Source organism: Thermotoga sp. KOL6, assembly GCF_002866025.1.
Classification (GTDB): Bacteria; Thermotogota; Thermotogae; order Thermotogales; family Thermotogaceae; genus Thermotoga.
This window is the reverse complement of sequence record NZ_LNDE01000002.1, coordinates 64,166-87,799: the sequence shown is the minus strand read 5'-3', so window position 1 is coordinate 87,799 and position 23,634 is coordinate 64,166. Positions and strand designations below refer to the sequence as shown.

19 protein-coding genes and 1 pseudogene are annotated in these 23,634 nt (G+C 41.6%); 4 read left to right on the top strand and 16 right to left on the bottom strand.

From position 1 onward, the window contains the following. Positions 1–89: 89 nt before the first annotated feature. The 9 genes and pseudogenes from AS005_RS04585 to AS005_RS04545 all read right to left on the bottom strand — a co-directional run bounded on the left by AS005_RS04585 (position 90) and on the right by AS005_RS04545 (position 10,751). A complete protein-coding gene (locus AS005_RS04585; protein ID WP_233186247.1) occupies positions 90–1,322 on the bottom strand; it encodes a sn-glycerol-1-phosphate dehydrogenase in 1,233 nt (410 codons plus the stop codon). Then, on the bottom strand, positions 1,319–2,839 hold the full coding sequence (locus AS005_RS04580; RefSeq protein ID WP_101510535.1) for an FGGY-family carbohydrate kinase: 1,521 nt from the start codon (positions 2,837–2,839) through the stop codon (positions 1,319–1,321). Before AS005_RS04580 ends, AS005_RS04585 begins: the two co-directional genes overlap by 4 nt. A gap of 13 nt (positions 2,840–2,852) precedes the next feature. Next, positions 2,853–3,068 carry a class II aldolase/adducin family protein gene (locus AS005_RS04575; RefSeq protein ID WP_233186246.1) on the bottom strand — a complete coding sequence of 72 codons (216 nt, stop codon included), beginning with the start codon at positions 3,066–3,068 and terminating at the stop codon, positions 2,853–2,855. Between the two features lie 67 nt (positions 3,069–3,135). Next, on the bottom strand, positions 3,136–4,206 hold the full coding sequence (locus tag AS005_RS04570; RefSeq protein ID WP_101510534.1) for an aldose epimerase family protein: 1,071 nt from the start codon (positions 4,204–4,206) through the stop codon (positions 3,136–3,138). 97 nt (positions 4,207–4,303) lie between these two features. Next, positions 4,304–4,477, bottom strand: a pseudogene (locus AS005_RS08885) (carbohydrate ABC transporter permease); the annotation flags it as partial. 97 nt (positions 4,478–4,574) lie between these two features. After that, entirely contained in the window at positions 4,575–5,786 is a 1,212-nt protein-coding gene (ackA, locus tag AS005_RS04560) for an acetate kinase (RefSeq protein WP_101510533.1), read from the bottom strand. Positions 5,787–5,796: 10 nt separating this feature from the next. Next, on the bottom strand, positions 5,797–6,738 hold the full coding sequence (fba, locus tag AS005_RS04555; RefSeq protein WP_101510532.1) for a class II fructose-1,6-bisphosphate aldolase: 942 nt from the start codon (positions 6,736–6,738) through the stop codon (positions 5,797–5,799). A gap of 52 nt (positions 6,739–6,790) precedes the next feature. After that, entirely contained in the window at positions 6,791–9,436 is a 2,646-nt protein-coding gene (gene ppdK, locus AS005_RS04550) for a pyruvate, phosphate dikinase (RefSeq protein WP_101510531.1), read from the bottom strand. A 73-nt stretch (positions 9,437–9,509) separates the two neighbouring features. Next, positions 9,510–10,751: a hypothetical protein gene (locus AS005_RS04545; protein WP_101510530.1), complete on the bottom strand. Its 1,242-nt coding sequence runs from the start codon at positions 10,749–10,751 to the stop codon at positions 9,510–9,512. Between the two features lie 62 nt (positions 10,752–10,813). Here AS005_RS04545 and AS005_RS04540 point away from each other — a divergent pair, with 62 nt between their 5' ends. The 4 genes from AS005_RS04540 to mnmE are packed head-to-tail and all read left to right on the top strand — an operon-like array spanning position 10,814 to position 15,901. Beyond that, complete coding sequence (locus AS005_RS04540) at positions 10,814–11,659, top strand: methylenetetrahydrofolate reductase (RefSeq protein WP_101510529.1); 846 nt, start codon at positions 10,814–10,816, stop codon at positions 11,657–11,659. Further along, the gene (locus tag AS005_RS04535; protein WP_101510528.1) at positions 11,646–12,254 is read left to right on the top strand and encodes a methionine synthase; all 609 of its coding nucleotides are present in this window, start codon (positions 11,646–11,648) and stop codon (positions 12,252–12,254) included. Before AS005_RS04540 ends, AS005_RS04535 begins: the two co-directional genes overlap by 14 nt. Beyond that, positions 12,238–14,544, top strand: a complete 2,307-nt coding sequence (locus AS005_RS04530; protein ID WP_101510527.1) for a homocysteine S-methyltransferase family protein — start codon at positions 12,238–12,240, stop codon at positions 14,542–14,544. The genes AS005_RS04535 and AS005_RS04530 overlap by 17 nt, the downstream gene beginning before the upstream one ends. Positions 14,545–14,548: 4 nt before the next feature. Next, positions 14,549–15,901: a tRNA uridine-5-carboxymethylaminomethyl(34) synthesis GTPase MnmE gene (mnmE, locus tag AS005_RS04525; protein ID WP_101510526.1), complete on the top strand. Its 1,353-nt coding sequence runs from the start codon at positions 14,549–14,551 to the stop codon at positions 15,899–15,901. Positions 15,902–15,930: 29 nt separating this feature from the next. On the opposite strand, the gene hup is transcribed toward mnmE, so the two are convergent. From hup to AS005_RS04490, 7 genes are all read right to left on the bottom strand, one after another. After that, positions 15,931–16,203, bottom strand: a complete 273-nt coding sequence (hup, locus tag AS005_RS04520) for a DNA-binding protein HU (RefSeq protein ID WP_101510525.1) — start codon at positions 16,201–16,203, stop codon at positions 15,931–15,933. A gap of 184 nt (positions 16,204–16,387) precedes the next feature. After that, positions 16,388–18,061: an excinuclease ABC subunit UvrC gene (gene uvrC, locus AS005_RS04515; protein ID WP_101510524.1), complete on the bottom strand. Its 1,674-nt coding sequence runs from the start codon at positions 18,059–18,061 to the stop codon at positions 16,388–16,390. Beyond that, positions 18,045–18,740, bottom strand: coding sequence for a pseudouridine synthase (locus AS005_RS04510; RefSeq protein ID WP_101510523.1), 696 nt, complete (start codon positions 18,738–18,740; stop codon positions 18,045–18,047). Before AS005_RS04510 ends, uvrC begins: the two co-directional genes overlap by 17 nt. Next, positions 18,737–20,617 (bottom strand): tRNA uridine-5-carboxymethylaminomethyl(34) synthesis enzyme MnmG, encoded by a 1,881-nt coding sequence (gene mnmG, locus AS005_RS04505; protein ID WP_101510522.1) that lies wholly within the window; start codon positions 20,615–20,617, stop codon positions 18,737–18,739. Before mnmG ends, AS005_RS04510 begins: the two co-directional genes overlap by 4 nt. A gap of 11 nt (positions 20,618–20,628) precedes the next feature. Continuing rightward, positions 20,629–21,729, bottom strand: a complete 1,101-nt coding sequence (gene dnaN, locus AS005_RS04500; protein ID WP_101510521.1) for a DNA polymerase III subunit beta — start codon at positions 21,727–21,729, stop codon at positions 20,629–20,631. A gap of 13 nt (positions 21,730–21,742) precedes the next feature. Continuing rightward, positions 21,743–22,912: an inorganic phosphate transporter gene (locus AS005_RS04495; protein ID WP_369819485.1), complete on the bottom strand. Its 1,170-nt coding sequence runs from the start codon at positions 22,910–22,912 to the stop codon at positions 21,743–21,745. A gap of 52 nt (positions 22,913–22,964) precedes the next feature. Then, positions 22,965–23,633: a DUF47 domain-containing protein gene (locus tag AS005_RS04490; RefSeq protein ID WP_101510519.1), complete on the bottom strand. Its 669-nt coding sequence runs from the start codon at positions 23,631–23,633 to the stop codon at positions 22,965–22,967. Position 23,634 lies beyond the last annotated feature (1 nt).

Here is a 23,634-nt window from a genome sequence, read left to right as displayed (position 1 = left end):
GCTCATTTTTTTCAAACATTTCCATTCCCAATAATTTGAGCACTTTTGCCTGAGAAATGTTTTGAGCATTCGTCTTTGACATCACGCTTTCATTCTATTTCATTAAAAACATACTCAGAGAAGGGTTTCAGAAGATTCAAACCATCAAGAACGTCGAGAACAGTGAACCTGGCTCTTATGGTGTTTGCAAGTCTCACAATTTTCATTAGAAAGTTTTTACTATACTTTTTTAACATCGACTGGACATCTAGGATGTTGAGAACTCTCTGTAGTTGTGGAAAGTATTCAACGTACAGCCCTTTCAATGACTCTTTGATTATTTTCAAATTGATCATGGTAGGAATTTTCTTCCCTTCATAAGTTTTCAGGAATTCCTCCACTTTTTCTTTACTGAACATTTCAAGTAATTCTTTCCTTCTCTCCTCAAGAGAGAAATGTTCCTTCGGAAGAAAGAATTCTTCCATTATCAACTCAAAAGCCTTTGCTGAGACAAACACACCTATCATTACACTCAATCCATGAAGAGGAGGAATCTCTCCCCTCTCTTCATGAAACATTTCTATCAAGTGGGAAATCATATGTTCCGCGCCGGAAGCTGGTCTAGAATTCCCCACAATGACCATATTAATTCCAGAAACAAGTTGCGCATCCATAAGCATCCTTACAGCACTTTCATCCCTTTCGAGGATGTATCGTGACTTTGCAAGAATTTCTTTTAGAAGGTCCTTTATATCCTTCCATACGAAATCACAGATATGTTCATCATTCAAAACGTTCGATAGAGTCCAATCCATTCTTGCAGGTATTTTGGCAATGATATCTCCTATTCCCGCTCTCAAAAGATCAACAGGAGCATTTTTCAGAATATCAATATCGATGAAGATCCTTCTAGGAGGAATCGCTTTGAACGTTTTTTTCACACCATTAACCAAGATAGGTGCCACGGAAGAAGTGTAGGCATCGACAGAAGGAGCGGTGGGAATACAAGAAAAACTTTTTCCAAAGAGAAAAGCAGTATACCTTGTTATATCCGTGAGACTCCCCGAACCAACAGAAACAATTTCTGGAAAATCCTTTGATACTTTCGCGATCTTCTTCACGTTCTCCATCGTAGCAAGAGGCCTGCCCTCTTCAAAAACAAAATACCGCCCTCCTGGTAAATTCACCAGAAGAGCGGTGTTTCTATCTGCCACAAAAAATGCTTCAGGAAACACATTTGGAACTTCTTTTATGGAAGATTCTATGATCTCTATACTTGGAACAGAGTGCTCTTTTCCACAGACACATTTGAAGTTTTCCCCAAAAATATCTCTCACTCTCATAATCTAGCCATCAGCTCTTTCGTTCTTTCATAGAGTTCCCTGTATATCTCATAGTATTTGTCATAAATTCTCTTATTTTCTAGATCGGGCTCTACAGGTTCTCTGTACTTCACCCACTCCTTTATCCTTTCGGGTTTATCTATAACACCCGTTCCAAGTCCAGCCAAAAACGCATCTCCGTATGGAGCTTCTACAAGACTAGCAACTTGCCTCATTTTGTAACCCGTAACATCCGCAAATATTTTAACCCAAACTGAAGATTTTGAAACACCCCCAACTATCCAACATTCATCGTTCAGCTTCAGCCCTGCCTTCAAACCCTCCTCCATGTTGTGTCTCAGAGCATATGCTCCTCCTTCCATCAAAGCTCTGTAAAGATGCGCCCTTTTGTGATACAGAGTTACACCGAAAAATACACCCCTTGCAGAAGGATCCCATATTGGAGATCTTTCCCCCATGAAATACGGAAGAACAACTATTCCCTCACTTCCAGGAGGGATGCTCGCCACCTCCTTGTCGAACAATTGATAAGGTGATATACCCGTCCTCTCACCAACTATCGTCTCACTCTCTCCAAATTGTTCTTTGAACCATCTTGCGAGTGCACCCGTGGTAGCAGAACCACCGAAAGTATAAATTCTTTCGGTATCGTATACCACGTACGGATAATTTACGAGGCCAAAAGCCAATTTTGAGCCGTCGTGAACGGTTCCCCAACAAGTGGAGGTCCCCACCATCGCAACGTGTTCTCCTTCTTCGAGTGCACCGGCAGAAAGTTGGGCAACAGGAGCATCTATTCCACCAGCAACGACAGGTGTTCCCTCGAGAAGTCCGCAAAGTTCAGAAGCTTCTTTTGTTACTTTGCCCACCACGTCGGAGGATTTTACTATTCTTTCAGGTAAGTACTCGATTGGTATCCCCAAGATATCACACATCTCTTTAGACCAAGTGAGTTTTCTGATATCGAACACACCACCCAGATTTCCTGCGGAAGAGTAATCAATCACTATTTCACCTGTCATTTGATAGATCACATAATCTTTCGGTGTGATGAATTTGTAGATTTTTTTCCAAATCTCTGGCTCGTTGTTTCTGATCCACATGATCTTTGTGAACCCGAAATAAGAATCTACATAATTTCCCGTGATCTCAAAGAGTTTCTCCTTTGGAACGTTTTGTTTTACCCATTCGGTTTCTTTCACGGCCCTCCTATCCATCCAGATCAAACAGGGTCTCAAAGGTTCCATGTTTTTGTCAACAGGTATTCCAGATCCTCCATAAAGACCACTTATAGCGATGCCAGCTATTTCTTTTTTTGGGACACCAGATTTTTCCACTGCTTTTTTTACTGTCTCGAAAACGGCCTTTACCCACACATCTGGCCATTCCTCCGCCCAGTTTGGTTTTGGTGTGAGCACCTCATACTCTCTAAAAGCTTCCGCAAGTACTTCTCCCTTCTCGTTCACAACAACAGATTTCGTCCCCTGCGTTCCAATATCGCTCCCAACGAGATACATGATCTCCCCCCTCTCATTTCTGGCCATATTTAGTGTGATACTGGACGTAGAGACGTTCTATTACAACAAAATCTTCTGGCTTCAAAACAGTATAAGGAACACCAGAAGGCTTTATCAAAACGTGATCCCCTATTTTCACACTCACATTTCCGCTCGTATAGGTTACAAGACCGTATTTTTCCAATATCATATGAGCTTCGCACAATTTCTCTCGTTCATTTTCGTACATATTTTTCCCTCCCGCATGGATAATTTCCAATCACACAGGAACACATCTTGTCGCCAATGTATAAAGATCACCTTTCCACATCGAACTTGTACACTGTAATTTGATGATACACCTTTCCTGGATACAACAAAGTGCTCGGAAAATTGGAATGATTTGGAGAATCCGGAAAGTGTTGTGCTTCCAAACACACTCCAGAATAGGAACTATAATACCTACCACACTTTCCTTTTACATCAAGGAAGTTACCTGTATAAAGTTGAAGGCCCGGTTCCGTCGTGTAAACCTCCATTTTTCTTCCAGATTTTCTGTCTTTCAAAACAGCTGCGAGTTTCAACTCCCCGCACTTTCCGTTTAAAACGAAGTTTGTATCAAATCCTTTCGTCAGAGAAGTCTTCAGAGGATCTATAGCTTCTCCCAAGTTCTTAGCTTCTCTCAAGTCATAGGGTGTGTTCTCAACAGGAACTATTTCACCAGTTGGGATTAAATTTTCATCAACCGGTGTGTAATGATATGCGTTCACCGATAACTCATGGTCGAGGATAGTTCCTTCTCCGGAGAGATTAAAGTAAGAATGGTGAGTCAGGTTCACAATCGTTGGTTTATCGGTAGTTGCAGTGTATTCTATTTTCAATTCGTTGCTGTTCGTGAGAGTATAAACGATAGTAAGATCCAAATTCCCTGGATAACCCTCCTCACCATCGTGACTGAGATACTTCAAAACAAGAGAAGGTCCATTAGGTGTTTTCATGGGTATCGCCTTGAATATCCTCGTGTAGAAACCCTTCACACCACCGTGAAGGGCGTTGGGTCTATCTCCATCGTTCAAAGCAAGTTGGTACGTTACGCCATCGATTGAAAAACGACCTCGAGAGATTCTGTTCGCGTACCTTCCTACAATCGCTCCAAAAAAGTAGTGTGAATTTTTTTTCTCATACTCCTGAAGGGTATCGAATCCTAAGACAACATCAGAGAGAGTGCCAGACTTATCTGGCACCCAAAGTTCTCTCAATATTGCACCATAAGTTATGATCTTTGCTATTGAACCTTTTTTATTTATCAATGTATATTGATACACAGGAGTCCCTTCGGAGGTTGAACCAAACAGCTCTTTTTCAATGTGGCACATCAAGTATTCCACCCACTTCTCCTCCTTTTATCCTTTTAATCTTGACTTTCACCATTTCAATTCTACCTCGATTACACTGTAGAAGGAATGTTTAGACACATTGGAAGATTTATCCCTTCACCGCTCCGAAAGTGAGACCTCTGATCAAGTATCTCTGTGCAATGATAGCGAAAATCACAACGGGGAGCATGGTTACTATTCCCGCAGCAGCCAGAGGACCCCAAGCTACTCTCCAGCCTGTTATGTACCTCCCAAGGAAAATGGGTAAGGTTTGTGTTTTTGATTAGTAGATTGATTTAAATAAAATAATGAGGGGCAGGACCCCTCGTCTTTTTAATATACCCTAATAATTCTGTACTTCGGCAGAATTTTGAATCACCTCATCTAACGAGTTTTTCTACTATTTCCTTTGTGTCCCTCGCTATCATGAGTTCCTCGTTGGTTGGAACTACCAGCACTTTAACTTTGGAATCAGAAGAGGAGATAATTCCTTCCTTCCCTCTTATCGTTTCCTCATTCTTCTTGGTGTCGAGCTTGACCCCAAGGTATTCCAAATAGGAGCATACATCCTCTCTTGTGATCGGCGAATTCTCGCCCACACCCGCAGTGAAGACAATCGCATCCACTCCATTCATGACAGCCGCGTATGCTCCTATGTATTTAGCCACTCGATAATGATAAATATCCAAAACGAGTTTACACCATTCATCACCCTTCAAAGCAGCTTCTTCGATATCTCTCATATCGGAACTGAAGCCTTTGGAGAGCCCATAGACACCACTCTTTTTGTTGAGTATATCGTACATTTCCTGTGGAGAAATACCTTCTTTCTCCATGATGAAAAAGGGTATGGCAGGATCTAGATCACCGGATCTAGTTCCCATGACAAGTCCCTCGAGTGGAGTAAAACCCATCGAAGTATCTACACATTTTCCATACTTCACCGCAGCGATGGAAGCCCCGTTTCCTATGTGACAGGTTATTATTTTGAGTTCTTCAGGTTTTTTTCCTAAAATCTCAGCGGCTCTTTTTGACACATACCGGTGACTTGTCCCATGAAAACCATAACGTCTTATTTTGTATTTTTCGTAATACTCGTAGGGTATAGCATAAAGATAAGCTTTTTGAGGAATTGTCTGGTGAAATGCTGTGTCAAAAACAGCAACATTTGGAACACCAGGAAGGAGTTTCATAGCAGCCTTTATTCCCATAAGATTTGCAGGATTGTGAAGGGGGGCAAGTGGCGCGACCTCTTCAATTGCTTTCAATACTTCATCATCAATGAGAACAGATTCCTTGAACTTTTCACCACCGTGAACCACTCTATGGCCGACAGCATCTATTTCTTTGAGATCTTTTATAACCCCCAGTTTCTCATTCACAAGTGTGTCCAAAACTAACTTCAGTGCCCGTTCGTGATCGGGAAGTGTCTCCTCTATAATGTGCTTTTCCTCGTTCACCCTATGAACAAGCCTGCTACCTTCTATTCCTATTCTTTCAGCGATTCCTTTACAAAGAACCTCCTCTTTTTCCATCTCTATGAGCTGATACTTTATGGAAGAACTTCCAGAGTTTATTACTAGAACCTTCATCTTTTTCACCTCACACCTTTCCACTTGAACCGAATATCCTAATTCTTTCCTTAACAGTTTTTTTCACTTCTTCAAAAACAGGTTTGAAGATTTTTCTGGGATCTATTTGAGATTTGTCCTCGGAGAGCACCTTTCTCAGATAAGCAACGAACGTAATTCTCAAGTCAGTATCAGTGTTTATTTTGTTAATGCCAAGTTCTATAGCTTTTCTCAACATGTCTTCAGGTACTCCTTTTGCACCTGCAAGTTCGGCACCGTACTCGTTTGCAAGCTCGACAAGATCTTGTGGAACCATTGAAGCCCCGTGTAACACAAGAGGAATCTGGGTGTATTCCTTCACCTTTTTCAAACGTTCGAAATCGAGTTGTGCTTCCCCTTTGAACTTGAAAGCCCCATGACTGGTTCCAATGGCAGGAGCGAGAAAGTCCACTTCCGTTTCTTTCACGAAAATTTTCGCTTCCTCTGGATCCACGAGAACGGATTCCTTTTCCACAACGTTGTCCTCAATCCCTTTCAATTTTCCTAATTCGGCTTCAACACTTATACCAACAGCATGAGCGATTTCTACTATCTTTTTAGTTTGCCTGAGATTTTCTTCGAAGGGGAGGTGAGACGCATCGATCATCACGGAAGAATACCCAGCTTTTATGGCAGCCATGATTATTCTAAAATCTCTTCCATGATCCAAATGAAGTGCGACCGGAACAGAGAACTTCTCTGCGTAAGTTTTTACCATTTCAACAGCCAGCTTCGCACCTGTCTCCACATCACCTTTTCCAATATATTTTATAGCTCCCTCAGAGGTCGCCACTATAACAGGCGCACTTTCCTCTTCAGCTGCTTCCAAAATCGCCTGCAGGAACTCCATGTTGTTGAAATTGAAAGCACCAACAGCGTAACCTTCTTTACTTGCCTTGTCTAAAATTTCCTTTGTGTTCTTCACGTACGGCATTCACAGCACCTCCTTCAAGGTAAAGGCCGGGCTTGCCCCGGCCTTAAGATTTTCATTGTTTGTTTTTGAGAGCCGCCTGAGCTGCCGCAAGCCTGGCAACAGGTACCCTGTACGGGGAACAAGAAACGTAATCGAGCCCTACTTTATCGAAGAACAGAATCGATCTTGGATCTCCTCCATGTTCTCCACAAACACCAACTTTGAGATCTGGTCTGGTGCTTCTTCCTTTCTCCGTACCTATCTTTACAAGCTCACCGACACCATCGTAATCAAGGGATTTGAATGGATCATGCTCGAGAATTCCTTTTTCCAGGTATTCAGGCAAGAACTTTCCAACGTCGTCTCTACTGAACCCAAAGGTCATTTGCGTGAGATCGTTCGTTCCAAAACTGAAGAATTCTGCTTCTTCTGCTATTTGATGAGCAGTAATAGCAGCTCTTGGGACTTCTATCATCGTTCCGATCTTATAAGTAAGATCAACACCTGCTTCTTTGATGAGTTCATCGGCTGTCTCTTTAATTACCTTCTTGAGATACCTGATCTCATTGACGTGACCAACGAGTGGAATCATGATCTCTGGAATGACATCTATTCCCTCTTCTTTCTTCAGTTCGATAGCAGCACCAATTATAGCTTTTGTTTGCATAACAGCGATTTCAGGGTATGTAATGGTGAGCCTACAACCTCTGTGACCAAGCATTGGGTTGAGTTCCCTGAGGTTCTCCACAACGTTCTTGAGTTCTTCAAAAGAAACTCCCATCTGTTCCGCCACTTCTTTTATCTGTTCATCCTCTTGAGGCAAGAATTCGTGTAGCGGTGGGTCTATAAGCCTGATAGTCACAGGGAGTCCTTTCATGACTCTGAAGAGTCCCTTAAAGTCTTCTTTCTGGAGCGGCAAGAGCTCGTTCAATGCTTTTTCTCTTTCCTCTTTGGTCTTTGCAAGGATCATTCTTCTTACCTTCGGTATTCTGTCCTTCTCAAAGAACATGTGTTCGGTTCTACACAAACCAATTCCCTCTGCTCCAAATCTCCTAGCAACTTCTGCATCTCTTGGAATATCAGCATTGGTTCTTACGCCGAGCCTTCTGATTTCATCAGCCCACTGCAAAAGTTCGGCAACAGGTCCTTCAAGACCCTGAGGCTTTATGGTTGTTACCTTTCCAAGAAGAACTTCACCGGTCGTTCCATCGATAGAGATCCATTCTCCTTCCTTAACAGTGACGTCCCCCACCTTGAAATAACCAGAATCTGGATGAACTTCGATAGATTCTGCTCCAACAACTGCCGGTTTCCCCATTCCTCTTGCAACAACCGCAGCGTGGGAAGTCATACCTCCTCTGGAGGTGAGAATTCCCTGAGCAGCCGCCATACCTCCAACATCTTCAGGACTGGTTTCCGGCCTCACCAAGATAACCTGCTCTCCTGATTTCCCAAGTTCTTCAGCCTTCTTGGCGTTGAAGACAACTTTTCCAGTGGCAGCACCAGGAGATGCGGGCAACCCTTTGGCTATAACCTTTGCCTGTGCTTTTTCTTTCGGGTCGAAAACAGGATGCAATACTTGTTCGACATCTTCGGGTCTGACTCTGAGTACTGCCTCTTCTTTTGTAATGAGTCCTTCATGCACCATATCAACGGCTATTCTTATAGCTGCTTGAGATGTCCTCTTTCCATTTCTCGTCTGAAGGATGTAGAGCTTTCCTTTTTCAACAGTAAACTCTATGTCTTGCATGTCTCTGTAGTGCTTTTCGAGTTTTTCCATTATCTCAAGGAGCTGATTGTAAACCTCCGGCATCCTGTTCTTCAATTCTTCAAGTTTCAGAGGGGTTCGTATACCGGCAACAACATCTTCACCTTGAGCATTTGGCAAAAATTCACCGTAAGGTTTCTTTTCACCAGTGTTCGGATCTCTGGTGAAAGCCACACCTGTTCCGGAATCCTCACCCATGTTACCGAAAACCATAGCTACGATGTTGACAGCGGTTCCAAGAAGATCTCCTTCTTTGATTCCATGAATTTGTCTGTATTTGATAGCTCTTTCGTTCATCCAGCTACCAAATACAGCATCGATGGCGAGCCAAAGTTGTTTCCAAGGATCCTGCGGAAATTCTTTTCCCTCTTCTTTGTAGATCTCCTTGTACCTTTCGACAAGCTTTTTCAGATCTTCAGCATCAAGTTCTGTGTCGAGCTTAACACCTTTTTCCTTTTTCAACTCTTCGAGAGCTTTTTCAAATTTCTCATGGGGAATCTTGAGGACAACATCACCGAACATTTGAAGGAATCTTCTGTAAGCATCATAAGCGAATCTCTCGTTGTTGGTCAATTTGGCAAGTCCTTTTACAGTCTCATCGTTCAAACCGAGATTAAGGACGGTGTCCATCATTCCTGGCATGGAAATGGCTGCACCGGACCTGACAGAAACGAGGAGTGGATTACTAGGATCACCGAACTTCTTCCCAGTAACCTCTTCAAGTCTTCTCATTGCTTCCTCGACTTGTTCCTTCAGCTCCTCAGGGTAGGTTCTTCCATGATCATAATAGTACTTACACACTTCAGCAGAGATGGTGAAACCAGGAGGAACTGGTATTCCCAAGTTGGTCATTTCAGCAAGATTGGCACCTTTACCACCAAGGATGTCTTTCATATCTGCCCGACCTTCTGCTTTACCGTTTGCAAAGAAGTACACGTATTTCTTAGACATCTTTGACTCCCTCCTTTTCCTTTCGTATCCAAAGATTTATTATAAACTCAGAAGCTTACGATTTACTTCACTATCATTTCACGTTAACATAGAGAAGCATTCTACCATTTTCATACCAAGCTTTTGCCAATATATAGGCTTCCTCCCCTTCTCCTACAAGAGCTTCCATTACCGTCTTCATATCCAAGAAGAGGAAGAACACATCTTTCCCATCAGGATGCTCTTTCAAAGTTTTTGGGCTGAAAGTTTTACTCTTCAAAGTAATCGCTCCATCGCTCACCACAAGATGGAAGTTATTCTCAAGGATGAATTTATCTCCGCTTTTTTCGTACCGAATTCCTGCCTCTTTCAAGACTTTTTCGACAATGGACTTTGAATCTTTCAGTTTCGCTCTTGCGATGATTTCAAGGTTAGTAGGTGTAGATCCTGCTATCAGATCCATTAAAGCCCCGGAAATGTTAGCGGAGAAAAACATAGGAGTGTCCAAACTTTCTGAAAGAGTGTCCAAAATCTTTTCTACATCCATGTCCGGTGGCTGAAAAGGAAGCCCTGATCCATTACTTGGAAAGCTGAAACCAACATCTGAGATAATGTCTCTCAGACCTTTGTAATCCTCTGTGTTGAAAATAATCGTTAACTCACCGTAGACATAATAATCTGGTGGTACCTCTTTTGACTTTCCTAGCTTTTCCAGAAAAGATTTCGAAGATTCATCCTCGGGAACGATCTCTGTTTCCAAGGTGAGATGATCTCCAGCTATCTCCTTTTTGTTCACAATTGTGAAGGAATAATCACCCACCTGAACCTTTGCATACCCAAAGAAATCTAATTTCTTCAATTCCTCTGGTACATCTCCTCCACCTTTCAAAGTTGAATTCACCGCTTCACTTGTTCCCAAGAAAAGGTAATCGTTATCCTCTGCAACGATAATATCTCCCACTCCGAAAAGTTCGGATACGATGGATTTTATGTTTTCTTTGAGTCTTTTGGTACTTTTAGACGGCCCCACTATCAAACAAAAGTTTTTATTATCCAACTGCACATAAAGAAATTCATGGGAAAGAAGATCGTAGAAATCGGAGGGTTCTATGCCTTGATTGAGAAGCTGTGATTCCAAGATCCCTTGGATCATCATTTCCAAGCCGAGGGTTTCGGTAAGAAATTGCCCAGAAGGAAGGGTCTTAATTTCGGAATAAAACTCCGAGAGATTTTTCACATATCGAACAACCTTGAAATTCGCAGGGACATAGTTTAATATTTGTGAAAAAGAGAGGACCGCAATCACCAGTAACATAAAGATAAACCATTTCCTCATAAGTAGGACCTCCTTTAGTTTTTTCCCAAATCTTATGATAACACAGGAAAGGAGGTAGCAAGTTGAAAAAATCTCTTGAGAATGGAAAATGTGTCGTCTTGGAAGTGCTGACCCCACGAGGAACGAACCTCAAAAAATTCTTCGATTTCACAGAAAAAGCTTGGCAAACCGGTATTGACGCGTTTACTGTAACAGATATGCCCATGGGAAGAGTAAGAATGGCTCCCTGGGCGGTTTCACATTTGCTTATAGAGAGTGGAAAAGAGGTTCTTATGCATTTCACGAGAAATACTCGAAATATGATAAGAATACAATCTGATCTTCTGGGTTGTCATGCTCTTGGTATAAACAACCTTTTGCTTTTGTCCGGTGATAATCCGGTCCACGGTGACTATCCCAAAACGACTTCTGTGAATGATATAGATATATTGGATCTCATTCGCCTCACAAAACTTCTGAACGAAGGAAAAGATCTTGCGGGAAACAAAATGAACGGAAAAACCAACTTTTTTGTGGGAGGAGCGTTGAATCCTTTTAGCAACAAAGATATAGAAAGAGCAAAACAGAAAATAGAAGCGGGAATAGATTTTCTGGTTACACAACCCCTTTTTCAAGGCAATGTAGCCCGCACTTTGAAGGATAAATTGAACACAAAAATACTCGCTTCCATCGTGTTCTTCGAAAGTGTCAAGCAAGTGGGATACTTCTCCGGTGTTCCAGGAATAGAGATCCCCAAGGAAATCATCGATTCATCTGAAAAGGGTGATGAATACGTCAAAGAAAAGAGCTTTGAAGCAGTTTTGAAATTCGTTGAAGAAACCAAAAACGTTATAGACGGTTTTTACATAGTAGCGATCGTTAAAGACCTTGAAAAGATAAGGAAGGTGGTAGAGATTGCAAAAAATTGAGATAGATCCAAGATCGGTAAAAATACCCGATAACGTGCTGAAAGCCATACTTGGTTTTGGGAAAATCAAAGAGATACCAGACGAGTTCAGAACACACGTTCAAAAAGCGTACGAAGAACTTTTGAAAGTCGCACGACCTGTTGTTGTTTGGGAAGATTTCAAAGTAAAAGATTCGCTCTCCTTTAATGATATAGAACTCACAGGAGAGCTTGTCGAAAAGCATCTAAAGGGTAGCAAGATTATAACAGTCCTTCTCGCCACACTGGGTAAGGAAGTGGATAATAAGATTGAGGAGTTCTTCAGGGAAGGTAACGACCTCCTCGGTTTTTTCATTGATAGCATCGCTTCTGAAATGGTAGAGTACGCTCTCAGAATGGTGGATTCAAATCTGAGAATTGAACGTTCTGACATGGAAGGAAGCTTCAGAATATCACCAGGTTATGGTGACCTTCCCATTTCGTTGAACAAAAAAATAGCAGAGCTATTTAAAGGAGTTGTAGACGTTGAAATAATCGAAGATTCGTACATTCTTATCCCCAGAAAAACCATAACTGCCTTCATCGGCTGGAGGGAGAAGAATGAAAAAGAGAAATGAGGTAGCAAAGCTTCTTACGGAAAAAGTGCTCCTTCTGGATGGAGCGTATGGAACAGAGTTCATGAAAATGGGATACGACGAACTCCCTGAAGAGTTGAATATAAAAGCTCCTGAAGCAGTTTTCCGAGTTCACAAAACGTACATAGATAGTGGGTCGGATGTCATACTGACGAACACCTTTGGTGCAACAAGAATGAAACTCAAGAAACACGGACTTGAAAGCAAACTGGAATCCATTGTAAGAAATGCGGTGAGAATAGCGAGAAAAGCGGCCGGTGAAAAGCTCGTATTCGGGGACATAGGTCCCACAGGTGAACTTCCATATCCGTTGGGAGAGACACTGTTTGAGCAATTCTATGAAAACTACAAAGAAACTGTGAAGATCATGGTGGAAGAAGGTGTGGATGGTATCATTTTCGAAACCTTTTCAGATATTTTGGAATTGAAGGCAGCCGTCCTCGCAACAAGAGATATTTCAAAAGAAGTTTTTCTAGTGGCACATATGACGTTCGACGAAAACGGTAGAAGCCTTACGGGAACAGATCCTGTTAACTTTGCTCTTACTTTCGATGAAATGGATGTTGATGCTTTAGGAATAAACTGTTCACTTGGTCCGGAAGAGATCTTACCTATTTTTCAAGAACTTTCCCAATACACTGATAAATTCCTGGTCGTAGAACCGAACGCCGGGAAACCTATCGTAGAAAATGGAAGAACCGTCTACCCACTCAAACCTGAAGATTTTGCTCTTCACATAGATTCTTATTACGAATCGGGTGTGAACATATTTGGGGGATGCTGTGGAACCACCCCACAACACGTGAAACTCTTCAGGAAAGTTCTTGGGAATAGGAAACCTCTTCAGAGAGTGAAGAAAAAAATATTTGCAATTTCTTCTCCCTCGAAACTCGTAGTGTTCGATCATTTCGTGGTGATAGGTGAGAGAATAAATCCAGCCGGTCGTAAGAAACTTTGGAAGAAAATGCTAGAAGGAGATGAAAAAATTGTAGCAGACGAAGCAAAATCTCAGGTAGAAAACGGCGCAGAAGTTCTTGATATCAACTTTGGAATAGAGTCTCAAATAAATCCAGAATACGTTAAAAAAATCGTACAATCGATTCCCTACACTACGAACGCTCCTCTCTCGCTGGATATTCAGGACATACATCTCGTGGAAAAAGCACTAAAAGTATATCCCGGAAGACCTCTTTTCAATTCCTCAAAGGTCGAAGAAAAAGAAATCGAAAAGAAAATAGAATTGTTGAGAAAGTATGGAGGAATACTTGTCGTGCTTCTCATGGGAAAAGACGTACCAAAGACTTTCGAAGAGAGGAAAAAAAACTTTGAGAAAGCTCTCAAAATACTGGAAGAAAATAACTTTGTTGAGAGGGTAATATTCGATCCTGGAGTGCTTCCCTTGGGAGCTGATGGTAGACCTCAAGAGGTTTTAAAGACAATAGAGTTTCTTTCAGAATTAGGTTTCAAAACCACTGTAGGATTATCCAATTTGTCTTTTGGAATGCCAGACAGGAGTTTTTACAACACATCTTTTCTTGTTTTGGGAGTTTCAAAAGGATTGTCTTCTGCGATTATGAACCCCTTAGATGAGATGATGATGAAAATACTGAACAGCACACTCGTGATTCTTGGAAAAAAGGAACTTCCGAAAACACAAGTTAAAGAAGACAAGATTGTTGACGCCATTCTCTCAGGGAAAAGAGAGGAGTTAGAAAAAATAGTAGAAGAGGCTCTGAAAGAGAAAGATCCCCTTTCAGTGATAGAAGATCTTTTAAGACCTGCCATGGAACGAGTGGGGGAACTTTATGACAAAGGAAAAATCTTTCTACCACAACTCATATTGGCAGCCCAAACTGTGAAACCTGTTTTCGATAAACTAACTTCGTTATTGCCAGCCGACAATCAAGGAGCAACTTTTGTGATAGCAACCGTGAAAGGTGATGTGCACGATATTGGAAAAAACATCGTTGCCTCTGTTATCAGAAGTAGCGGATATCGCGTGATAGATTTGGGAAAAGATGTTGAAACCGAGAAAATAGTGGAGACAGTGGAAAAGGAAAAACCTGTTGCCCTCGGACTTTCCGCCATGATGACAACCACCGTAGGAAAGATCAAAGAGGTAGTAGAAAAACTTAAAGAAAAGGGTCTGAAAGTACCAGTTATTGTGGGTGGTGCCTCTTTGAACGAAAAACTTGCAAAAGAGTTGGGAGCAGACTATTACGCCAAAAATGCTTCTGAAGCAGTTAAGATACTGAAATCTATAGGGAGATGAGATTGTGGACACGATCGTTGCTGTAGCAACTCCACAAGGGAAAGGTGCGATAGCCATACTTAGACTGAGTGGGCCATCCAGTTGGGAGATCGTAAAAAAGCATTTTCGAACGGGGTCAAAGATCACTCCCAGGAAAGCTATCCATGGTTGGATACACGAAAGGGGAGAAGACCTAGACGAAGTAATAGCGATATTCTACAAGAGCCCCAAAAGTTACACAGGAGAAGACATGGTGGAGATCATGTGTCATGGTGGCCCGCTCATCGTGAAAAAGCTTCTTGATTTGCTCATAAATGCTGGATCTAGAATGGCAGAACCCGGTGAATTCACCAAACGCGCTTTTTTGAACGGAAAGATGGATCTCACTTCTGCTGAAGCTGTGAGAGATTTGATCGAAGCAAAAAGTGAAATGGGATTGAAATTATCCTTGAGAAATCTGAAAGGGAGTTTGAAGAATTTCGTTGAAAACTTAAGGCAAGAACTTATAAATATTCTTGCGGAAATCAGAGTGGAATTAGATTATCCGGATGAGGTAGAAACAGATTCCGAGAAAGTAAGATCTAAAATAAAGGAAGTACACAAAAAACTGACAGAACAACTAGAAAAAGCTACTGCCGGTATTCTATTGAACAGAGGACTCAGAATGGTGATCGTTGGAAAACCGAACGTAGGTAAATCTACACTTTTGAACCGTCTTTTGAAAGAGGACAGGGCGATTGTTACCGACATACCAGGAACCACAAGGGATGTGATAAGTGAAGAAATTGTCATAGGGAGCATTTTATTCAAAATCGTTGATACTGCAGGTGTAAGATCCGAAACGAGTGATTTGGTAGAAAAATTGGGAATTGAGAGAACTCTTCAAGAGATAGAGAAAGCTGATATTATCCTTTTTATGCTAGATGCTTCCACTCCTTTGGATGATGAAGATCGCAGGATCATTGACAAGATAAAAGACAAACGTTATTTGGTGGTAATAAACAAAGTAGATGTTATTGAAAGGGTAGACGAGGAAGAATTAAAAAGGAAGCTTGGAACGAACAAACACGTGGTGAAAATTTCTGCCTTAAAAGGAGAAGGTCTCGAAAAACTGGAGGAAGCCATTTACAAGGAAACCCAGGAGATTTTCGAAAAAGGTAGCGATTCTTTGATAACCAACTTCAGACAAAAGCAACTACTCGAAAACGTGAAAAAACACCTTGAAAATGCTCTTTCATCGTTAGAAAACGGGTTCCCAATCGACTTGGTCTCTATAGATCTAGAAAGAGCTTTGCAACTATTGGATGAAGTGACGGGAAGAAGTTTCAGGGAAGATCTTCTAGACACGATATTCTCAACTTTCTGTGTTGGAAAGTGAAGAAAAGGGGAAGGAGTCCCCTTCCCCTATCACTTAACCTTCTCTTTGAGGGCTTTCCCAGGTCTGAACTTTGGAACTTTTCTCTCAGGAATGGTAATGGGCTTCTTCGTCTGAGGATTCACACCTTTTCTGGCAGCAGCTTTTCTGACTTCAAAGCTTCCGAAACCTACGAGCTGAACTTTCTCGCCTTTTGAAAGTGCTTCTGTGATCGTTTCAAGAATCGCATCGAGAATCTCCCTAACATCTTTCTTCTTTGCACCTGCCTTCTTTGCCACTCTGTCAATAAGTTCCTTCTTGTTCATGAAACCCCCTCCTTTCTAGGGTTGTGAAGCGTCCCTTTCACTGCTTGTAAATATACCATTTTGTCGCGGGGGTTTTCAAGTCCCTATACAAAAGCATTTCAGAAGTGACAAGTTCAGAACCACCCATTACAAGCGGTTTCTGTGATTTGAGGAAATAAATCAGATTTTTTACTAAAAGTTTACATTAGAGTTTTTCCAAAATTCTTTTTGCGATCACATTACTTCCTATTACCCTTGCTATTTCTTCTACAGAGGCGTTCCGAACGTTTTCAACGGATCCGAAATGTTCCAGAAGCTTCTTTTTTCTGACAGGCCCGAGACCTGGTATTTCGTCCAAAATAGATTTCAAAGAATCTTTTTCTCTTCTCTTTCTGTGATAACCAACAGCAAATCGATGTGTTTCGTCTCTTATTTGAACAAGAAGTCTCAAAGCCGGATGGTCTAAAGGAAGAGCCAATTCTTTCTCTTTAACAACTACTATTTCTTCTTTTTTTGCAAGACCAACAACAGGACAATCCTTTTTCAGATCTTTCAAAGCATCTAGAACAGCTTTAACTTGACCTTTTCCTCCATCAACAAAAATCAAGTTTGGAAGGGGATACTTACTGTAACGCCTCTTCACCACTTTTCTTATTGCCTCATAATCGTTTGGATGATCTAAATTCAGCCTGTATCGCCTGTAATCATTCTTTTTTGGAAAACCATCTTCAAAGACCACGAGAGAAGCAACAGTATATTTTCCTTGGAGATGAGAAATATCTATTCCCTCTATCCTATAAGGGAAATCTTCCATGTTGATGAGCTTCATCAATTCTTTCAGTGCTTCTCGTTTCAAACCTCTCAAACTCAGATCGTTTTCCAAATTCTTTTTTGCCTTTATCAGAAGTTCTTCTTCAATTTGAGATCGTGGTTTCCCCACGTAATGGAATCCCAAAGAAGTGTAATCCATTCCATTCAAATTTTCTTCCACTATCAAACTCTCCGGAATATCTCCTCTTCCGAAAACATAGTATTCCCTTATAAAATCCTCTATCCCTCCTCCTTCCATTTCAAAAGAAACTTTTCCCATGAGATAACCTTCCCTGATTCTGAGAACAACGAACAAATCGTGATCGTGAACTACGACGTCGCAATTGATGTTTTCACTGAAGGTTACTCCCTGAGACTCCAACACGTTGGAAAGATTAAAAAGGAGATCCCTGTATTTTGTAGCATTTTCAAAATCCAACATCTTGGCGTGAGTCTCCATCTTTCTCTGTAGATAATCCAAAACTTCCCTTATTCTACCCGACAGAAATTCTTTGAGCTTGTGTATAGCTTTATCATGCTCTCCAAGATTTCCAATACAAGGCCCAACACATTGCCCAAGATGGTAAAGAAAACAAGGTCTTTTGATTCTTTTCAAATCGGATCTACATGTTCTGAAGCCGAATATTTTTTGAAGAACTTCCAACAATTCTTTGACAAAACGAGTGTTCGTATAGGGACCGAAGTATAAACCATCTTTCAGCTTTCTTTTAACAATTTCCACGTACGGAATCCTATCGTTCGATATTCGAATGTAGGGGTAAAACTCAGTGTCTTTGAGTCGAACGTTGTACTTCGGTTTGTGTTTTCTTATAAGATTGGCTTCCAAAAGGAAGGCTTCTTTCTCACTTGCAACAACTATCATTTCAAGATCATCGGATTCTTCTACGATATTTCTAACCTTTTCTGTGGAAGGAGTAAGGTAACTTTTCAATCTTGCAGAAAGATTCTTCGCTTTCCCTATATATATGGGGACATTCTCTTTTTTGAAAAGGTAAACACCCGGTTCACTGGGAGCGAGTCTTATCTTTCTTTCAATTTTTCTCTTCAAAAATCGTCTTCACCTCCTCTTCGGTCAGAAACCTGTACTCACCGGGTTTCATATCCTCCGGTAAAATCAAGTTCCCTATTCTCACTCTTTTCAAACGAATGGTCCTCAACCCGACAGCAGCGGTCATTCTCTTCACCTGATGATACTTCCCCTCCGTTATGACCATCCTCAGAGTATCGCTCGAAAGCCTTTCCACAAACTTTGCCTTTGCAAAGAAACCATCCTTCAAAATCACACCTTTGGTCAACTTTTCTAACTTGTTTTCAGTTATTTCACCATCCACTCTGACTATATATTCTTTCTCAACAGACCACTTCGGTGAGATGATTCGATGAGCAAGCTGTCCATCGTTTGTAACAAGAAGTAGTCCCTCCGCATCTTTGTCCAATCTTCCAACGGGGAAGATACCTTTTATTGGCGGCAAAAATTCCATAATGGTTTCAGCATGAGGATCTTTTGTACTCGTCACATATCCTGCCGGTTTGTAAAAAAGTATATAAACCTTATCAGGCAAATCTACAACTTTCCCATCGAGTTTCACAACATCATTTTTTGAAAGCTTGTAGTCAGGTTTTTGAACAACCTTATCGTTTACAATCACCCTGCCTTGCTTTATCAGCTTTTTAACTTCTTTTCTTGTACCTATTCCTCTGTTAGAGAGATACCTATCCAACCTCATCGTTTCTTCCCGTCCAGATAGACTATGAGATTAGAAATATCGGACGGGTTTATACCCGGTATTCTCATTGCTTGACCTATTGATCTTGGTTTCACTTTCTTCAATTTATCACGAGCTTCGGTAGAAAGATTTGGAACAGTGTCATAATCTATATTCGGAGGAATTTGAAAATTCTCGTACTTCTCGAAAATAGACACTTCTTCGAACATTTTCTGTATATATCCCTCGTACTTCACGTTGATTTCCACTTGCTCCACAACTTCCGGATCTTCAATGGGATTTGGATCGAGTTGTTTCAGGACTTCGTACTTCAACTCGGGCCGTTTCAACAACTGATAGAGGGAAACTGCTTCTTTCAAGGAACTCGTTCCGACTTCGACCAGGATTTCGTTGACTCTATCGGAAGGTTTCACGATCACTTTTTTCAGACGTTCCATTTCCCCTTTAACTTTCATCTCAAGGTTCAGAACTTTTTCGTAAAACCATTTCGGTATCAGACCAACGCGGTAACCATATTTTGTTAGACGAAGGTGTGCATTATCATGCCTTAAAAGAAGACGGTATTCCGCTCTCGAAGTAAGAAGACGGTAAGGTTCATCAACACCTTTGGTCACCAGATCGTCTATTAGAACACCTATGTAAGCCTCTGAACGTTTCAAAATGAGAGGGGGTTCTCCTCGTAGTTTCAAGGCAGCGTTTATTCCCGCTATTAAGCCCTGACCAGCTGCTTCCTCGTATCCACTCGTACCGTTGACTTGACCGGCGAAGAAAAGATTCTCTACAATTTTCGATTCGAGTGTTGGGTAGAGCTGTCTTGGATCTATGTAATCGTACTCTATAGCGTACGCTGGACGGGTTATAATAGCTTTTTCAAGGCCTCTAACGCTTCTGATCATCTTTATTTGAGCTTCGTAAGGGAGGCTGGTGCTTAAACCGTTCAGATAGTACTCTTCGGTATCTTTTCCTTCTGGTTCAACGAAAACTTGATGAGATTCCTTATCTCTGAATTTGATAACTTTATCTTCTATGGACGGACAATACCTTGGCCCGATTCCCTCTATTAGCTTGACGGAACCGTAGAGAGGAGAAAATTCAAGATATTGTCTTATTACACTGTGAGTCTCAGGATTAGTGCGAGTGAGCCAGCATGGATAATCTTTCGGCAAGATCTTTGGTTCGTTGAAAAAAGAAAAGGCAAGGGGCTCATCGGAAGTGTCCTGTCTTTCCATGATGGAAAAGTTTATACTCCTTTTCAAAACACGAGCCGGTGTACCGGTTTTGAACCTTCCCACATCGAACCCAAGTTCGATGAGACTCTGAGTGAGTTTAGTGGCAGGGAACTCCCCCATTCTACCTGCAGGGAAAACAGATCTACCGATGAATATCTTCCCTCTCAAGAAAGTACCTGTTGTGATTATCACCGCTTTTCCCAAATAATCTATGCCGTAATTGTCAACAACACCTTTCACCTTTCCGTTCTCCACCAGTAACTTTTCAACTATTCCGTGTCTTAGGACAATGTTTGGATGCGTTTCTAATTTTCTTTTCATGGTACGACTGTAGGAAATTTTGTCTATCTGCGCTCTCAAAGCTCTCACAGCAGGTCCCTTACTCACATTCAGCATGCGAACGTTGATCATCGTTTCATCTGTGGTTTTGGCCATTTCTCCACCCAAAGCATCTATTTCACGAACCACAACTCCTTTCGCTGGACCTCCTATAGCGGGATTGCACGGAGCCCATCCCACAGTATCTGGATTCACTGTGAGTACGAGAACTCTAAACCCCATTCGAGCGGCAGCGAGGGCCGCTTCTATTCCAGCATGCCCAGCTCCTACGACGATAACATCGTAGATCCTATCATCATCAGGCCTCAAATTCCATCACCTCATGCGAGTCTTATGGGCATGACTATATATAGATACCCAGAAATGTCAAGAGGATTTATTTGACAAGGACTGGTCGAATCGACGAAATTCATTTCTATTTCCTCTGTTTCGATGTGTCTCAAGACGTCAGAGATAAATTTCGGGTTAAAAGCGATCACCAGATCTTCACCTTCTTTTTGTATCTCCAACTCGTCTACGACTTCTCCATATTCCGGATTCTTACTCATAAGTTTCATCGTACTCTCTTCTATTTCTAATTTCACTGATTCCGAACCCTTACTCGCGATCACCATGATTCTTTTCAAAGACTCTTGAAGAGATTTTTTCGAAACGATTACCTTCGTCTTGAAAGTTTCTGGTATCACCCTTTTATAATCCGGAAATTCGGCATCCACCACTCTCATGACGGTTTCTACGTCGTTGGTTGTTAAAGAAGCTCTCCTTCCATCGTACCTTATCGTAACGGATGGTTCTGTTGTATTTTTCAAGATATTTTGGACCTCTTTCATGCTCTTGAGAGAAAGCAAAAAGTTCGTCTCTTCTTCGTTTTCTATTTGTTCCTCTGCCAGTGCGAGTCTGAAACCATCGCTCGCCACGAGTCTGAGTAGATTCTTGTGGAGTTCCCAGAAAACACCATTCAAATTTCTCATGAATTCATCAGTTGCAGCTGCAAATATTACTTTCTCGACCATTTCTTCGAGAAGCGAAGTGTCGACTTCGAAAGAGATTCCTGATTCTGCAGGTGAGATATCTGGAAATTCATCGGCAGGCATGGTCGTAACCCTGAAAACGGTGCTACCCGAAGTTATGACCAAAGTATCTCCTTCCAAAGAGAGCTCTGTAGTATCCTCGCTCAAAACCTTGACAAGCTTTTGAAATATGTCCCCCGGCACCACAAAACGTGCTTCTCCGGAGATTTCAACAGCGTTCACATTCGCTCTAACACCTGTTTCGAGATCTGTCGCACAGATATAAAAACTACCGTCTTTCACTTCGAAAAGAAAACCTGCAAGAATGGGTTTTACCGATTTTTTAGCCAAAGCCTTAGAGGCCATTGTTACTTTATCCTTAAGCTCGAGCGTTGTAGTTATGACTTTCATAATCACACCCCCATTAGAATTTTAATACGAGTTTCAAAACGTAATATATTCCAGCGGACGTTGCTGCAACAGTCGGGACTATAAGAAACCATGATATAATGATGTTTTTCAAAATACCAACATTCACCACTTCAAGCCCTCTTGCTAACCCCACACCGGTAACCGCTCCAACAACAACGTGAGTTGTAGAAATCGGTAGCCCGAGAGAGGAAGCAAGAAGAACGGTTGTTGCTGTTGAAAAATCAACAGTAAATCCCCTTGAGTTAGTTAAGGTTGTGATTTTTTCTCCCACCGTTTCCATGACCTTTTGTCCCATGAAATAAACACCCATGGAAATCCCTATTCCTCCCAAAACGAGAGCCAAGAGAGGTATTTCCACCGTCTTAGGAATCACTCCAGTTGATGCAACAATCATAACAGCTGCTACAGGACCAGCAGCGTTCGCCACATCGTTTGCACCATGAGAAAAGGAAACATAACACGAAGTCAATATCTGGGCCCTTTTGAAGACATCTTCCACCAGATCGTATTCATTTTTCCCCTTCTGAATCAATTTTTTTACCAAAGCGTGTACTACAAAGAAAACTATGGCTGCAGAAACGATGGCCAAAATTATTGACTCGTTTAGGGACTGTTTCAAAGTTTTCCGTATGAAAAGAGAGATCATGGTGAAAACCGCGAGAGATATGAAGAATGGAACAGTGAAAACCGAAGATTTTTTCGGATTTTTAGTGTGAAAGATGGTGAGTGATATTATTTTAAAAATCACAAAAGACAAAGCCCCTCCTAAAAGGGGAGAGATGATCCAAGAGAGCACTATGAAAAAAAATGTTTTCCAGTTTATGCCAGTGAAACCAGTTGCTACAAGACCAAATCCTATCATTCCACCAACGATAGAATGGGTGGTAGACACAGGATAGCCCCAATTCGTCGCTATCAAAATCCACAGAGACGCCGCAAGTAAAGCAGAGAGGGCACCATACATCAGCTCCACCGGTTGTACCATTTCGACTTTTACGATTCCCTTCACTATTGTCTGCGAAACATGAGCACCAAACATCACAGCCCCTAGAAACTCGAGAAACATTGCTATAAAGGCAGCTTGCCTAACCGTGATCGCTCTGGCCCCAACAGCCGTTGCCATAGAATTCGCAACATCATTGGCACCTATAGAGAATGCCATTATGAATCCAAGAATTCCAGCCGCAACGAGTACGATCACGTTGCTCCCTCCTTTATCTTAGAATAGAATTTATTCTCTTCGTTATATCTTTGCCCTGATCAGCGATCTTTGAAATGAGTCTCGCTACTTTGTTCAGGAATATCAAATCAACTGGATTCATAGAATTCTTGAGAGAGTAAAGCTTTTTTCCTATACTTCTCGAGATAGTATCTACTTCCCTCTCTTCCATAGAAACGTCGAAAATTTCCCTCTTCTCTTTTTCTTTCTCGATAGGAGAAAAATCTGTCTCAGCGAGAATACGAAGTTGTTCAATGGCTTCAACAGTTTCTCTAACGGTGTCCAAGACACTATCAACAAGATTCACGAACGAATTTCTCACCTCTTCCGGTATTTCCTCTACTTTGTTCATGTCAAGCATGATGATGATATCTCTCACTATATCCAAAATTTCATCTGCCTTATGTACTATGTAGAGGAAATCGTCCCTCTCAAAGTAGGCGTACTTGATTCTGTGGTAGATCTTCTTCAACTTCGACTTGAGTTGATCGGCATCACGTTCCAACTCTATGACACGACCGATGTATCCTTCTCCAAATTCACCTCGAAGGTAAGCTTCAACCGCACTCTTCAGAAGAACAACCGCAGCCTCCCCTCTCCGAGAAAGGTTGATAAGCAATTGAAGGGGTGATTCTTCGGGTATCATCTTTTCTATGAATCTCATA

Bases quoted from the DNA above. Each gene is read 5' to 3' on its own strand.
- dnaN (WP_101510521.1), bottom strand. From the start codon at position 21,729: ATGAAAGTCATAACTACAACGCTCGAGCTTAAGGATAAAGTAACAATG.
- AS005_RS04580 (WP_101510535.1), bottom strand. From the start codon at position 2,839: ATGTATCTCGTTGGGAGCGATATTGGAACGCAGGGGACGAAATCTGTT.
- AS005_RS04585 (WP_233186247.1), bottom strand. From the start codon at position 1,322: ATGAGAGTGAGAGATATTTTTGGGGAAAACTTCAAATGTGTCTGTGGA.
- ackA (WP_101510533.1), bottom strand. From the start codon at position 5,786: ATGAAGGTTCTAGTAATAAACTCTGGAAGTTCTTCCATAAAGTATCAG.
- hup (WP_101510525.1), bottom strand. From the start codon at position 16,203: ATGAACAAGAAGGAACTTATTGACAGAGTGGCAAAGAAGGCAGGTGCA.
- AS005_RS04510 (WP_101510523.1), bottom strand. From the start codon at position 18,740: ATGAGGTTGGATAGGTATCTCTCTAACAGAGGAATAGGTACAAGAAAA.
- ppdK (WP_101510531.1), bottom strand. From the start codon at position 9,436: ATGTCTAAGAAATACGTGTACTTCTTTGCAAACGGTAAAGCAGAAGGT.
- AS005_RS04530 (WP_101510527.1), top strand. From the start codon at position 12,238: ATGAAAAAGAGAAATGAGGTAGCAAAGCTTCTTACGGAAAAAGTGCTC.
- AS005_RS04495 (WP_369819485.1), bottom strand. From the start codon at position 22,912: ATGGCATTCTCTATAGGTGCCAATGATGTTGCGAATTCTATGGCAACG.
- AS005_RS04545 (WP_101510530.1), bottom strand. From the start codon at position 10,751: ATGAGGAAATGGTTTATCTTTATGTTACTGGTGATTGCGGTCCTCTCT.
- fba (WP_101510532.1), bottom strand. From the start codon at position 6,738: ATGCCGTACGTGAAGAACACAAAGGAAATTTTAGACAAGGCAAGTAAA.
- AS005_RS04490 (WP_101510519.1), bottom strand. From the start codon at position 23,633: ATGAGATTCATAGAAAAGATGATACCCGAAGAATCACCCCTTCAATTG.
- AS005_RS04575 (WP_233186246.1), bottom strand. From the start codon at position 3,068: ATGTACGAAAATGAACGAGAGAAATTGTGCGAAGCTCATATGATATTG.